The sequence below is a fragment of the Mycobacterium sp. PSTR-4-N genome (assembly GCF_022348085.1).
In the GTDB taxonomy this organism is placed as follows: Bacteria; Actinomycetota; Actinomycetes; order Mycobacteriales; family Mycobacteriaceae; genus Mycobacterium.
Window position 1 is genome coordinate 67,513 of record NZ_JAKRFN010000020.1, and the last position, 12,332, is coordinate 79,844.

The window sequence follows — 12,332 nt, forward strand, 5'->3', positions numbered from 1 at the left end:
GGCGCAGCCGACGATCACACCACGGGCGCCAGTTCTGTCCGCGCGCCCCCGCCTCGATGTGTTGCTGGCAACCACGCCCGCGGGTTTGCGGCACGGCGTCACTTCTTGGGCGGGCGCAGCACCTTCATGGCAGCGTTCATCACCGGCGCCGGCACCCGGTCCTTCATCGCGAGCGCAGTGTTGGCCGCCTGCGTGCGCGCGGGTGTACCGCGCCCGAACATGCGGTTCAGCGGACCGCCGGTGGGTTCCAGGTCGACGTGCAGTGGTGGTCTGCCCTCAGCGGCCCCCAGCGCGTTGGAGATGACGATCCGCTGGATCTCGCTGGTGCCTTCGAAGATGGTGTAGAGCTTCGCGTCCCGGTACCACTTCTCCACGGGGTGGTCCTTGATGTAGCCCCAGCCGCCCATCGTCTGGATGGCCCGCTCGGTGGTCCGCACCGCCAATTCACTGGCGGCCAACTTCGACATCGAGCCCTCGCCGCGTTCGAACCGCACTCCCGTGGCCGCCATCCACGACGCCCGCCAGGTCAACAACCGGGCGGCGTCCAGCCCCGTGGCCAGATCTGCCAGCGGGAACGCGATGCCCTGGTTGTCGATGATGGGCCCGCCGAAGGCCTCGCGCCGCTTGGCGTATTCGGTGACGTATTCCAGTGCGGCCCGGGTGATTCCGAGCGCCTGGGCGGCGACCATCGGCCGCGTCTGCTCGAACGTCCCCAGCGTGGCGGAGCCCGAGTGCTTGCCGCCCTCGACGGCTTCGCGTGCTTTGGCCAGCTTGTGCTCGAGCTTCTCGTGTCCGCCGAGGAGGTTCTCCGCCGGCACTCGCACGCCGTTGAACTTCAGCTCGGCGGTGTGCGAAGCGCGGCAGCCGAGCTTGTCGAGCTTGCGGACCATCTCCAAGCCCGGGGTGCCGCCCGGCACGATGAACAGCGCCTGACCTTTGTGGCCCAGCTCCTGGTCGACGACGGCATTCACGACATGCACATTGGCGATGCCGCCGTTGCCGATCCACATCTTGTGGCCGTCGATGATCCAGTCCGCATCCGGGCCGTCACCGTCGCGCCGGGCCGTCGTCCGCAGATTCCGGACATCACTGCCGCCCTCTGGTTCGGAGATGGCCAGCGCGGCGAGCTTGATGTCACCGGGGGTGCCGAAGCACTCCGGCGCCCACTGGAGCATCTGCTCGGGTGAGGCGGCCTGTCCGATCGCCGACAGCGCCAGCGCGGGCATCACCACGGCCAGTCCGATGCCGGCGCAGCCCCAGAACAGTTCCTCCATGAACATCGGCAGGGACAGACCGGTCGGGTCGCCGATGAGATCTCGGTAGAACAGCGGACTGTAGAAGCCCCTCTGCGCCGCCTCTTCGAGAACCGGCCATGGGAATTCCTGGCGCTGGTCGTACTCGGCGGCTACGGGTCGAACGACCTGCTCTGCGAATTCGTGTGTGCGCCTTGCCAAGTCGTGCTGGGCGACGGTCGGGGTGATGTCGAAGGTCACGACGGCACCCCCGCGGACATCAGCACGGATGTCACCTCAGTTGTCGGCCGGCCGATCGATCCGAACATGCGCACCACCGCCTTTTCCCTGCGCCTCGGCTGACGGGGTACCCACGGTGACATCGAAATCCACCGGTCACGCGGACAACGCCTGCGGGGGGCCGCCGGCCTCGACGATGCGCCGTTGCGCCTCGCCGACGGAGATGCGCAATCGACGGGACAGCACCTGGGCCCACGAACCGCCGCCGAGCTCCGCCGGCGTAGGCCCGCTCACCAGCCGACGGATGATGCGGCGTTGGAGGGCGACGACCGCCTTGTCCAGCTCCTCCAGCCGCACCATCAGCGCGCGCAGATCGGTGGGGCGGAGTTCGTGCAGCGGCAGGTCGGCCAGCGCACGGTAGGCGGTATCGAGGGCGTCGAGGGCGGTGAACACATCATTCGAACTCATGTTCGACACTCTATGGGGCACCACCGACACGTCGAATATCCTGCGGTGATGGCCCGAAAGTATGCGACTGCCGACACCGTCGCCGCCGACGAACTGCACGACTTCATCCGACCGCGTCATCGGATGGTGCTCACCACGTTCCGTGCCGACGGGTCGCTGCAGACGTCGCCGGTGACCGGCGGTCTCGACGAGCAGGGCCGCATCGTGGTGGCCAGCTATCCGCAGCGGGCCAAGGCGGCCAACATCCGCCGGGATCCGCGCGCCAGCGTTCTGGTGCTCAGCGATGAGTTCAACGGTCCTTACGTGCAGGTCGACGGCTCGGCCGAGGTGATCTCACTGCCGGCGGCGGTCGAGCCTCTGGTGGAGTACTTCCGCGCGGTGGCCGGTGAACACCCCGACTGGGACGAGTACCGGCAGGCGATGGTGGACCAAGGAAAGTGCCTGATCAGGGTCACGCCGCAACGGTGGGGTCCGGTCGCCACCGGCGGCTTCCCGCCGTCGTGACCGAGAGGGTCGGGCAGGACGGCCGGCACCGATTGTGGTAGTCAGAGCTAGCAGACGCGTTGCATCAGCTAGCACGTCAAACTATAGTCTGGACACATGTCCAGGAGGGGTTCGGATTCCTTGCGCCACATGATTCGGCCAGCTCGCAGCGGTTCCTCGCGCTGGACTCGCACCCATCTTCCTACTCCGGCATAGGTGAGCTGACGATGCGTATCGCCTTGCTGTCCTATCGGAGCAAGACACACTGTGGCGGGCAGGGCGTCTACGTGCGCCACCTCAGCCGCGGATTGGTCGAACTCGGCCACCACGTCGAGCTCTTCTCCGGACAGCCCTATCCCGAGGGGCTCGATCCGCGCGTGCGCCTGACCAAGGTGCCCAGTCTCGACCTCTACCGCGAGCCGGATCCCTTCCGCGTGCCGCGGCCCAGCGAGATCCGGACCAGCATCGACCTCGAGGAACTGCTGACCACCTGGACGGCGGGGTTCCCGGAGCCGAAGACGTTCAGCAAGCGGGTGGCCCGGCTGCTCGCCGATCGGCTCGACGATTTCGACGTCGTCCACGACAACCAGTGTCTGGGTACCGGGCTGCTCGACATCGCCGCCTCGGGAATGCCCGTCGTTGCCACCGTCCATCACCCGATCACGCGCGACCGTGTCGTCGAGGTGGCAGCGGCGCCGTGGTGGCGCAAGCCGCTCGTACGTCGCTGGTACGCCTTCGCCGAGATGCAGAAGGCGGTCGCGCGCCGGATCCCCGAACTCGTCACCGTCTCCTCGACGTCGGCGACCGACATCGCCGAGGACTTCGCGGTCGACCCGCGCCAGTTGCACGTCGTACCCCTCGGAGTGGACACCGAGCTCTTCGGTCCGGCAGAACATCGGGTCCGCAACCGGATCATCGCGATCGCCAGCGCCGACGTGCCCCTCAAAGGCGTGAGCCATCTCCTGCACGCGATCGCCCGACTGCGCGTGGAACGGGACCTGGAATTGCAACTGGTCGCCAAGCTCGAACCCAACGGGCCCACGGAGAAGCTCATCGCCGAATTGGGCATTTCCGACATCGTGCACAGCTCCAGCGGGCTGTCCGACACGGAACTGGCCGACCTGCTGGCCTCAGCCGAGGTCGCGTGCATTCCCTCACTCTACGAAGGGTTTTCGCTGCCGGCCGTGGAGGCGATGGCCAGCGGCACCCCGATCGTCGCCAGCCGGGCGGGGGCGTTACCCGAGGTCGTCGGCGCCGACGGTGACTGTGCACGATTGGTGACTCCGGCCAATGTCGACGAGTTGACCGCCGTGCTGGGTGAGCTGCTCGACTCGCCACTGGAATTGCGCAGGCTCGGTGCCAACGGACGGCGCCGCGCACTCGATGTGTTCAGCTGGGAATCCGTTGCCGCACAGACGGTGGCGGTGTACCAACAAGCTCGGGAAAGGGTCGCTGCATGCTGACCGTGGACTTCGACCGCCTCGGTGTCGGTGCGGGAACCAAGGTGATCGACGTCGGCTGCGGAGCCGGCCGGCACACGTTCGAGGCGTTCCGGCGCGGCGCCGACGTCATCGGATTCGACCAGAACGCCGCCGACCTGAACGACGTCGACGCGATCCTGCAGGCTATGAAGGAGCAGGGGGAGGCGCCTTCATCGGCCAGAGGTGAGGTCGTCAAGGGTGACGCTCTGGATCTCCCGTACCCTGCCGCCACATTCGACTGCGTGATCGCCTCGGAAATCCTCGAACACGTCCCCGAGGACGACCGTGCCATCGCAGAACTGGTGCGCGTCCTCAAACCCGGTGGAGCACTGGCGATCACGGTTCCGCGCTGGCTGCCCGAGCGCATCTGCTGGGCGCTGTCGGACTCCTACCACGCCAACGAGGGCGGCCACATCCGCATCTACCGGGCCCATGAACTGCGCGACAAGGTGCTCGGTCACGGACTGACGTTGACGCACACCCACCACGCGCACGCGCTGCACTCGCCGTACTGGTGGCTCAAATGCGCCGTCGGAACGGAACGGGACGGCCATCCCGCCGTCGGCGCATACCACAAGATGCTGGTGTGGGACATGATGAGTCGCCCCTGGTTGACCCGAACCGCCGAGGCGGTTCTCAACCCGGTCATCGGTAAGAGCGTCGCCCTCTACTTCACCAAGCCGAGCTGATGGCCGACGTCCCCCACGTGGCAGGCGTCTTCACGCCCGAACAGTGCCTGCAGACCGCGGAATCCATTGCCGCGACGCAGGAGTCCTCGGGCGCGATTCCCTGGTCGGTGGGTGGACACACGGACCCGTGGGATCACATCGAGAACGCGATGGCGCTGACCGCAGCCGGCCTGCTGGACAACGCGCGAGCGGCTTTCGAGTGGTCGCGGGTCATGCAGCGGGCCGACGGCAGCTGGCCGATCCAGCTTCGTGCCGGCGTCGTCGAGGATCCCCACAGCGACAGCAACTTCTGTGCCTACATCGCGACCGGATTGTGGCACCACGTGCTCGTGACCGGCGACCGTGGTTTCGCCGAATCGATGTGGCCGGTGGTCACCAAAGCCATCGACTTCGTCCTGAGCCTGCAAAAGAGTACCGGCGAGATCGCTTGGGCGGCAGGTCCTTCCGGCCGTGCCGAGGAAGCTCTGCTGACGGGGTGCTCGAGCATCCACCACAGCATCCGATGTGCGCTGGCGCTGGCCGACTATCTGGGCGAGCCGCAACCGGAGTGGGAGGTCGCGGTGGGGCGTCTCGGGCACGCCATCGCCGAGCACCCCGAGGGATTCACCGTCAAGGACCGCTGGTCGATGGAGTGGTACTACCCGGTGCTGGGCGGCGCCGTCCGAGGCCCGCGCGCGCAGGAGCGCATCGACGCCCGCTGGCACGACTTCGTCGTCCCCGGTCTGGGCATCCGCTGCGTGGACGACCGGCCCTGGGTCACCGGTGCCGAAACGTGTGAGCTGGTGCTGGCACTCGAGGCGATGGGTGACCGCAGCAGGGCCCATGAACAGTTCACGGCGATGCATCATCTACGCGAAGAGGACGGCTCCTACTGGACCGGTCTGGTGTACGCCGACGGAAAGCGCTGGCCCGTGGAGCGCACCACCTGGACGGGGGCGGCGGTGATCCTGGCTGCCGACGCGTTGTCCTCGGCGACTCCGGGCAGCGGCATCTTCCGCGGCACCGATCTGCCGCGGGGCCTGGAGGGCGAGTACGACTGCGAGTGCGCGATCAGCGAGCGCTAGCGTCCGCCGAGCGTCCCGGCCCCGCCGGTGACCCTCTCCAACACCCTCATCGAACCCGTCGCAGCGACCTCGCGGAAGTCGCCGCAGTCCAAAGCGCGCCGATAGATGTGGAACGGCGCTTGACCGCCGTCGGCCGGATCGGGGAACACATCGTGGATCACCAGCGCACCGCCCTTCTCCACCCACTGGGCCCAGCCGTCGAAGTCGCGTTGCGCGGCCTCCTCGGTGTGGCCGCCGTCGATGAACAACAGCCGCAACGGTGTTCGCCACCCGCGCGCCACGACATAGGAGCGGCCGACCACCGCGACGACGTGCTCGTCCAAGCCGGCCGCGTCGAGTGTGTGACGCAGGGTCGGCAAGGTGTCGAACAGGCCGGTGACGGGGTCGACCAGCGACGAGTCGTGGTACTCCCAGCCCGCCTGGTGCTCCTCGGAGCCGTGGTGATGGTCGACGGTGAACACCAGACCCCCCGTCTGCTGCGCGGCCGCACCCAGCATCACGGTGGACTTACCGCAGTAGGTGCCGATCTCGACGGCCACCCCGTCGCCCAGGTAGCGCAGCGCGGTGTCGTAGAGCGCTCGGCCCTCGTCGGCGGGCATGAATCCCGTGACCCGCTGCGCGAGCTCGAACAGTGTTGCGGCGGCGGGCGGCATCGTCATGGCCTTCAACCTACCGTTGCTGGCATCAGTGGGTTGTAGTAGCGTCCGGACATGTGTCCGATCCGGCCCGCGAGTCGACTCGACGGCGCCTGACGGCCAAGCAGGTCGAAACCGTGGAGCGGCTCGGGCAGGCCGCGGTCACCGTCCTCGGCCGTGAGGGGTTCGCCGGTCTGACGGTGCGGCGAGTCGCCGCTGAAGCCGGCGTCGGCGCGGCGACCGCATACACGTACTTCTCGTCGAAAGAGCATCTGGTGGCCGAGGTCTTCTGGCGCCGCCTCGCCGGATCTCCCTGTGTACCGCACCAATCCGAGGATCCGGCCGTACGGGTCATCGAGGTGTTGGGTCACATCTCCCAGCCGGTGGCCGACGAGCCGGAGTTCGCCGGCGCGGTGACAGCAGCGCTGCTCGGACGTGACCCCGATGTCGAGGTGCTGCGCCTGCGTATCGGTCGCGACATCAGGGACCGACTGTCGCAGGCCGTCGGCGCCGACGCCGACCCCGGTGTCGTCGACACGCTCGAACTGCTGTATTCCGGGGCGCTGGTGAGAGCGGGCATGGGATACGCCTCCTATGAGGAGATCGCTCGGAGACTGGCGACCGCGGCACGCCTTCTACTGGGTTAGCCCCGGTCGGCGCGCTCGACCAGTGCGGCGCACATCGCGCGCACAGAAGCCACCTCGGTCTGCCGCAGCTTGATCAGCCGACGAATGTTGCGTCCCCGCTCCGACTTCCGGGCTGCAGGCGGCAACTTCCGCAGTTCGGTGCAACGCTCGACGATCTCGGTTTCGAGCTCCTGCCAGCGCGTGGTGAGCATGGTCAGGTAGTAGGCCGCCTGAGCGTCGGCCGGTGGGGGTCTCACTACCCGGTGGTGGGGACATGGGAGGCGATCAGATCGGCGATCTGGCTTGCTTGACGCACCTCGACGGTGTTCGGAACGCAAGCCAGCACGTCGATGACCACGTTGGCACGTGCGGAGATCACATGCTCGCACGACGATGTGCTGGCGCCGGCCGACCGGCTGATGGTCATGCGGAGACGATCGGTGCCGGTATCGAGATCACCGCTGCGCCAACGGGGGAGGCGCTGATCGTTCAGCGTGATGTTGACCGTGTGGTTGGTGCACTTGGACCAGCGGTCGGCAGACCGGGTGACGAAATCGCGCGCGGTATCGGCGCTCGGATAGGACACCACCGACTGGACCACGGAGGACCGCCACTGATCGTTGCCCGGAGCGCGAAGCAACTGGCGTCGCACGGAATCCCACGTCCCGTCGTCGGACGTGCCGTAGATCGCGGATTCCCCCGGATGCCAGACACCCAGGCAGTTCACGTTCGGGAGCAGGTTGCGGTTGTCGTCCATGGCGGTGTCGACCGGCTGGGCGATCAACGGAGCACCGTTCATCATCGACTGCACGTCGTTGGTGCTCAACAGAAGATCGCTCAATGCCGAATCAGGCACGACTACAGGAGGATTCGCTGCCGGTTGAGCATGACTGCACCCCGCTGCAAGCGTCGCCACCGCAGCGATGCCCAGAGCCGCCCAGCGTCGTCGCCGTCGTCTCATGCGTGTGTGCCGGCGGCAGCGCAGGCCTGTTGCGCCGCGACAGCATCGTTGTTGAGCTCGTCGGCGGTCGTGTTCAGCGTGTCGCGGCCTCCCCGCAAGCCCATCTTGATGAGCAGCTTGGTGGCGTCGACCGACCACCGTCGCATCGGATCGGCCACGCCAGGCGGCACGCCCGGGGTGTTCGCGGCGGACATCGCGACGGCCGCACCCTGGCGTAACGCGGTGCGGCCCAGGACATTGCTGCTCTCCACCGCGGGATCGGAGTAGTTCTCGGTCGCGTAGCCGTCCAGTGAGTCGGCGAAGTCCCCATAGTAGGTCGCTGTGGAATCGAGCACCTGGGCGAACTGGCTGCAGGCTGCGACCGCCGCGGGATCCGCGCTGTCGGAGCCCGGAGTGGCCACCTGGATCGCCGGCGCGCCCGGATCGGCCATCGCGTCGACGGGTTGTGCATTGGCAGGCGATGACAGCAACAGAACTGCGCACACGCTCACGCACGCGGGCAAGAGGGCTTTCGCGACGATGCGTTCGATTGTCACGGTGTTCTCCGATTCCTTCACAGTCCTGATTGATCGACGGGAAACGTTCGTACTCAACGTTTCCTGGCGCACGGTGGATGCACTCAATGCGGTCAAGGTGAACGGATGGCGAACTGGCAGAGGCGTGCTGTGGACTATTCAGAGGTTGGCGACAAGCTCACAGTGAACCTCACAGCGTACTTTCAGCAAAGAGGTGCACTCGATAGGCGCCGGGCTCGAGGCCGTCGCCGCACGTTCACCAGAACGACACCCGGCCAGTGGACGCTCTGCGGGTCAATGGCGATATCCCGTTCCCCGCATCCACGAGAGGCGTCGTCGAACCAATGTTGAACCGCTATGTCACGCTCGCCGCTGTCTGCCTGGCGGCACCGGTGTGGGCCGCGCCGCTTGTCGCAGCGGAGCCGGCTCCTCCCAATCCAGGTGTACAGCCTGTCGCGGACGCGGCACCTGTCCCGCCGCCGCCCGACGGAGCGGTCCCGTCCGGCCCTCCCGGAATCCTCGACACCCCTGACGGCTGGCACCTGGAAGTGTCGGGGAGCAGCGAAACCCAGCTTCCGGTGGCGCCGCTGACCACCGCGATCTCGTCGCGCGAGTACCTCGTGAGCGGCACCTTCACGGGCAAGATCACCGGCAAGGGCAAGACCACTTTGGCCGGCGGGTCGATGGAGGCCGGTGAGCAGATCGGCTGCGGCATCATCTCCGACGAGACGGAGATCAACCCCGGCGCGAGCATCACGCCCAGCATCGGCATCCCGTTCACGGGTAACCCGGCGTTCGGCGCCTCCCTCAGCCTGCAGGGCAAGGTCTACCTCAAGCCCGGCACGGTCACGACGGTGGCACTCGACAAGAAGTCTTTCAAGGGCACCTCGACCCGTATCACGCTGACCGGTGTGCGGGTCAAGACCGATCAGTGCGCGGGTCAGTCCTTCATCCGGTCCTATGCGACGTTGACCAGCTCGACTGACAACACCGACGACGTCGTCACCTACCTCGGCGTGACGAAGGCGGTGTAGGCCCACCCGGACCCTCGTTCGTCATCACAGACTTCGCTGACCGAAAGACTCTGAGAGGCAATCGTATCCATGAAGAAGAAGCTCCTCGCGCTGGCCGCCGCCGGCCTCGTCCTCCCGGCTTTCGCGGTACCCACCGCGCTCGCCCAGCCGGCTCCGCCGGCCCCACTGCCGCCGCCGGTCGACGGTGCGCCGCCGCCGGACGCCGGGCCGCCGCCGGACAACGGTGTCGTGGCATCCGCGCCGCCCGGAGTGGTCATGTCGCCGGACGGATGGCAGCTCAGCGTCGCCGCCACCGGTGAGACCCAGCTGCCGATCGCCCCGCTGACCACCGCGGTGTCCTCGCGCGAATACCTGGTCGGCGGAACGTTTGTCGGCACGGTGACCGGGAACGGCAAGACCAAGCTCAACGGCGGCGTGCTCGAGGCTGGCTACCAGATCGGTTGCGGTATCGAGCTCGGCCAGGTCCGGCTCATCGGTTCGGTGGGTGTCGGCACGTCGGGGTCGACGCTGACCGGGGGTCTCGTGCCGACGGGCGTGAACTTCCCGATCTCCGGCACCCTCGAGATCCACCTCAAGCCCGGCACGGTGAACCAGGTGTCGGTGGACAAGAAGTCGTTCAAGGCGGCGCCCGCCCGCGTCACGCTCAAGGACGTACACATCAAGGTCGACGGGTGTGCGGGACAGTCGTTCCTGCGGTCCTACGCGACATTGACCAGCTCTACGACCGACACCGACGACATCGTGGCGTACTACGGCGTCACGAAGTCCGTATGACCCTGGTGATCCGGCAGGCACCGGCGGCGCTTCTGGCCGCCGGTGCCGCTGTCGTCTTCGCGGCGGTGGCCAACGCCCAGCCGCCGGCGCCGCCGGAGCCACTGCCGCCCGCACCGGCGCCTGCGCCGGCGCCGGGTCCGACCATCCCGGTGATCGGTGCTCCGCTCGGCCCGCAGGGCTGGAACATGCTCGCTCAGGCGGACCAACCCGCTGTTCCGGGAATGCTGGGGGCTCCGCCGATCTCCGGCATCGACCGCACCACGGTCCTCGGCCAGAACGCGGTGCCGTCGGCGCCGGGCGCCGGTCCGGGTGTCGTACCGAACCTGCGGGCCTTCAACAACGCCTACGGGGTGCCGCAGAACGAGGTGCCGTCGGCGCCGGGACAGGGCCAGCAGTTCGACGTCGCGCCCGGGGACGAGAACGCCGACGTCAATGGTCGTACCTGGCTGGGTCGCTACATCGACCTGTACCGCGATGGGCGACTGAGGGGTTCGCTGTTGGGTCAGTTGCCGCAGCAACAACTCGGTGAGCCGCTGCCGGGGACCGCTCCGCCTCCCGGGACGAACATCCCGCCGGGGTTGGTGCAGTTCCTGCCCGATCCGGCAGTACCCCCTCCACCGCCCTGACCGTGCTGCGCGAAAGTGCTCCCTGTGCTGTGAATTGACGTTCGCGGCCGCGGTGTGAGCACTTTCGCGACGTACCAGTCATACGACGATCGGCCCCCACGGTTCGTGGGGGCCGATCGCTGTGTGAGGTCAGGCGGCGTCGGCCTCGGGCTTGCGGTGCTTGCCGCCGAGCGACGGAGCAGCCTTCTTCTTCTTCGAGTCGTCTTTCGTCGCGGTCTTGCCGTCTGCTGGGGAGTGGGTCTCCGCCTTCTTCGTCTCGGATGTCGTCTGATCGGTGCTGTCGGTGTCAGAGGCGTTGTCGGCCTTCGTGTCCGATGTCGAGGCTGCCTCGTCGACGGTCGGCTCGGACGACTCCTTCACCTCGACGGCACGGTGCTTGCCGCCGAGCACTTTGGGCGTCTCCGCGGTGTCGGACTCGACGGACTCGTCAGCGACGCCGTGGCCGGCGCTCAGCTGCGACAGGAACGGGTGCGGGCTGTCGAGCACGGTCACCGCCGTGTCGTCGCCGGCGAGCAGGTTCGGGGCGTGCCGCGCCTGCAGTGCCACCTGTGCATCGTTGCCGCCGAAGATCTGGTCGATGATGCTCTTGTTGTAGGCGAGCTCGCTCTTGACTGCGGTGGAGATGCCGGGCAGGGCGCCCTTGAGGTTGGCCTTGACGGTGTCGACGTACGCGGGGATCTCGCTGGTGCGGTTGGTCAGCACATAGGTGACCACCGAGAGGGGCAGCGACACCAGCTGGACGACGGCATTGGCCGCGCTGCCGACGGCCTTCGAGACACCCAGGAAGTTGTGATACGGAATCGTCAGCAGCTGCAGCAGCAGCGTGCCCTGGTCCACCGGATCTGCTGCTGCGGCAACGGTGGTGGCGGACGCGGCGACGTTCGGCAGCTGATCCTTCGGGCTGAACACCTGCGAGAGCAGGTCGAGGTCGTACTGCATCTCACTCTTGATCGCTGTGGAGATCCCGGGCAGCGCACCGTCGACGTTCTTTCGGACGGTGGCGATGTAATCGGGGATCTCGCCTGCGCGGTTGGTCAGCACGTAGGTGGCGACCGAGAACGGCAGCGACGCGACCTGCAGGTAGGCGTTGACGGCACTGCCGACGGCCTTGGAGACACCGAGAACATTGTGGTACGGAGCCGTGAGCAGCTGCAGCAGTAGCGTGGCCCGGTCGACGCCGGACAACTCGGCCATCGTGTCGACCGCCCCCACCAGCGTGGCCTCGTTTGCCGGTGCGACAGGCGAATTCAGCGTTCGAAGCGACGGCGGAACCGGGTCGAAAGTGGTGACCGCGGCGGACAACTCGACGGGGATCGTCGCGATGGCGCGCACGGAATCGGGGGTGGTGGTCGGGATCATCGCCGGAGCCGCCAGGCAGGCGGCCGAGACGAATGTCACGAGGGGTTTGCCAATGGACGAGTGCATACCGTCGCCTTCATACAGGGGTGTCAGGACGGACGGAAATGTACGGGCCTCGCACATAGGGATCCGGAACACATTGCAG

At 67.3% G+C, this 12,332-nt stretch carries 15 protein-coding genes; 8 read left to right on the top strand and 7 right to left on the bottom strand.

All coding sequences use genetic code 11. The features are described from left to right. Nucleotides 1–98: 98 nt before the first annotated feature. Nucleotides 99–1,493, bottom strand: coding sequence for an acyl-CoA dehydrogenase family protein (locus MHN84_RS22630; protein WP_241206756.1), 1,395 nt, complete (start codon nt 1,491–1,493; stop codon nt 99–101). A gap of 135 nt (nt 1,494–1,628) precedes the next feature. Next, nucleotides 1,629–1,940, bottom strand: coding sequence for a DUF222 domain-containing protein (locus MHN84_RS22635; protein ID WP_241206757.1), 312 nt, complete (start codon nt 1,938–1,940; stop codon nt 1,629–1,631). A 48-nt stretch (nt 1,941–1,988) separates the two neighbouring features. On the opposite strand from MHN84_RS22635, the gene MHN84_RS22640 reads away from it, so the two are divergent. The 4 genes from MHN84_RS22640 to MHN84_RS22655 all read left to right on the top strand — a co-directional run bounded on the left by MHN84_RS22640 (nt 1,989) and on the right by MHN84_RS22655 (nt 5,657). Next, nucleotides 1,989–2,444, top strand: coding sequence for a PPOX class F420-dependent oxidoreductase (locus MHN84_RS22640; protein WP_241206758.1), 456 nt, complete (start codon nt 1,989–1,991; stop codon nt 2,442–2,444). 206 nt (nt 2,445–2,650) lie between these two features. After that, nucleotides 2,651–3,886 carry a glycosyltransferase family 4 protein gene (locus MHN84_RS22645; protein ID WP_241206759.1) on the top strand — a complete coding sequence of 412 codons (1,236 nt, stop codon included), beginning with the start codon at nt 2,651–2,653 and terminating at the stop codon, nt 3,884–3,886. Next, a complete protein-coding gene (locus tag MHN84_RS22650; RefSeq protein ID WP_241206760.1) occupies nt 3,880–4,593 on the top strand; it encodes a class I SAM-dependent methyltransferase in 714 nt (237 codons plus the stop codon). Before MHN84_RS22645 ends, MHN84_RS22650 begins: the two co-directional genes overlap by 7 nt. Continuing rightward, complete coding sequence (locus MHN84_RS22655; protein WP_241206761.1) at nt 4,593–5,657, top strand: prenyltransferase; 1,065 nt, start codon at nt 4,593–4,595, stop codon at nt 5,655–5,657. Before MHN84_RS22650 ends, MHN84_RS22655 begins: the two co-directional genes overlap by 1 nt. Here MHN84_RS22655 and MHN84_RS22660 read toward each other — a convergent pair. After that, entirely contained in the window at nt 5,654–6,316 is a 663-nt protein-coding gene (locus MHN84_RS22660) for a class I SAM-dependent methyltransferase (RefSeq protein ID WP_241206762.1), read from the bottom strand. The genes MHN84_RS22655 and MHN84_RS22660 overlap by 4 nt on opposite strands. Before the next feature lie 53 nt (nt 6,317–6,369). Between MHN84_RS22660 and MHN84_RS22665 the strand changes: the two genes are divergently transcribed. Next, nucleotides 6,370–6,939 carry a TetR family transcriptional regulator gene (locus tag MHN84_RS22665; protein WP_241206763.1) on the top strand — a complete coding sequence of 190 codons (570 nt, stop codon included), beginning with the start codon at nt 6,370–6,372 and terminating at the stop codon, nt 6,937–6,939. On the opposite strand, the gene MHN84_RS22670 is transcribed toward MHN84_RS22665, so the two are convergent. Genes MHN84_RS22670 through MHN84_RS22680 form a run of 3 tightly spaced genes read right to left on the bottom strand, consistent with a single transcriptional unit; the run spans nt 6,936 to nt 8,415 of the window. Then, nucleotides 6,936–7,175: a hypothetical protein gene (locus tag MHN84_RS22670; protein WP_241206764.1), complete on the bottom strand. Its 240-nt coding sequence runs from the start codon at nt 7,173–7,175 to the stop codon at nt 6,936–6,938. The genes MHN84_RS22665 and MHN84_RS22670 overlap by 4 nt on opposite strands. Beyond that, nucleotides 7,175–7,879: a sensor domain-containing protein gene (locus tag MHN84_RS22675; protein WP_374238407.1), complete on the bottom strand. Its 705-nt coding sequence runs from the start codon at nt 7,877–7,879 to the stop codon at nt 7,175–7,177. Before MHN84_RS22675 ends, MHN84_RS22670 begins: the two co-directional genes overlap by 1 nt. Beyond that, nucleotides 7,876–8,415, bottom strand: coding sequence for a hypothetical protein (locus MHN84_RS22680; RefSeq protein ID WP_241206766.1), 540 nt, complete (start codon nt 8,413–8,415; stop codon nt 7,876–7,878). Before MHN84_RS22680 ends, MHN84_RS22675 begins: the two co-directional genes overlap by 4 nt. A 323-nt stretch (nt 8,416–8,738) precedes the next feature. On the opposite strand from MHN84_RS22680, the gene MHN84_RS22685 reads away from it, so the two are divergent. The 3 genes from MHN84_RS22685 to MHN84_RS22695 all read left to right on the top strand — a co-directional run bounded on the left by MHN84_RS22685 (nt 8,739) and on the right by MHN84_RS22695 (nt 10,828). Beyond that, on the top strand, nt 8,739–9,428 hold the full coding sequence (locus tag MHN84_RS22685; protein ID WP_241206767.1) for an MspA family porin: 690 nt from the start codon (nt 8,739–8,741) through the stop codon (nt 9,426–9,428). 69 nt (nt 9,429–9,497) lie between these two features. Further along, a complete protein-coding gene (locus MHN84_RS22690; protein ID WP_241206768.1) occupies nt 9,498–10,202 on the top strand; it encodes an MspA family porin in 705 nt (234 codons plus the stop codon). Next, nucleotides 10,199–10,828, top strand: coding sequence for a hypothetical protein (locus tag MHN84_RS22695; protein WP_241206769.1), 630 nt, complete (start codon nt 10,199–10,201; stop codon nt 10,826–10,828). The genes MHN84_RS22690 and MHN84_RS22695 overlap by 4 nt, the downstream gene beginning before the upstream one ends. A gap of 129 nt (nt 10,829–10,957) precedes the next feature. Here the strand turns inward: MHN84_RS22695 and MHN84_RS22700 are convergent, their stop codons facing one another. Then, nucleotides 10,958–12,253 (bottom strand): hypothetical protein, encoded by a 1,296-nt coding sequence (locus MHN84_RS22700; RefSeq protein ID WP_241206770.1) that lies wholly within the window; start codon nt 12,251–12,253, stop codon nt 10,958–10,960. Between the last annotated feature and the right edge of the window lie 79 nt (nt 12,254–12,332).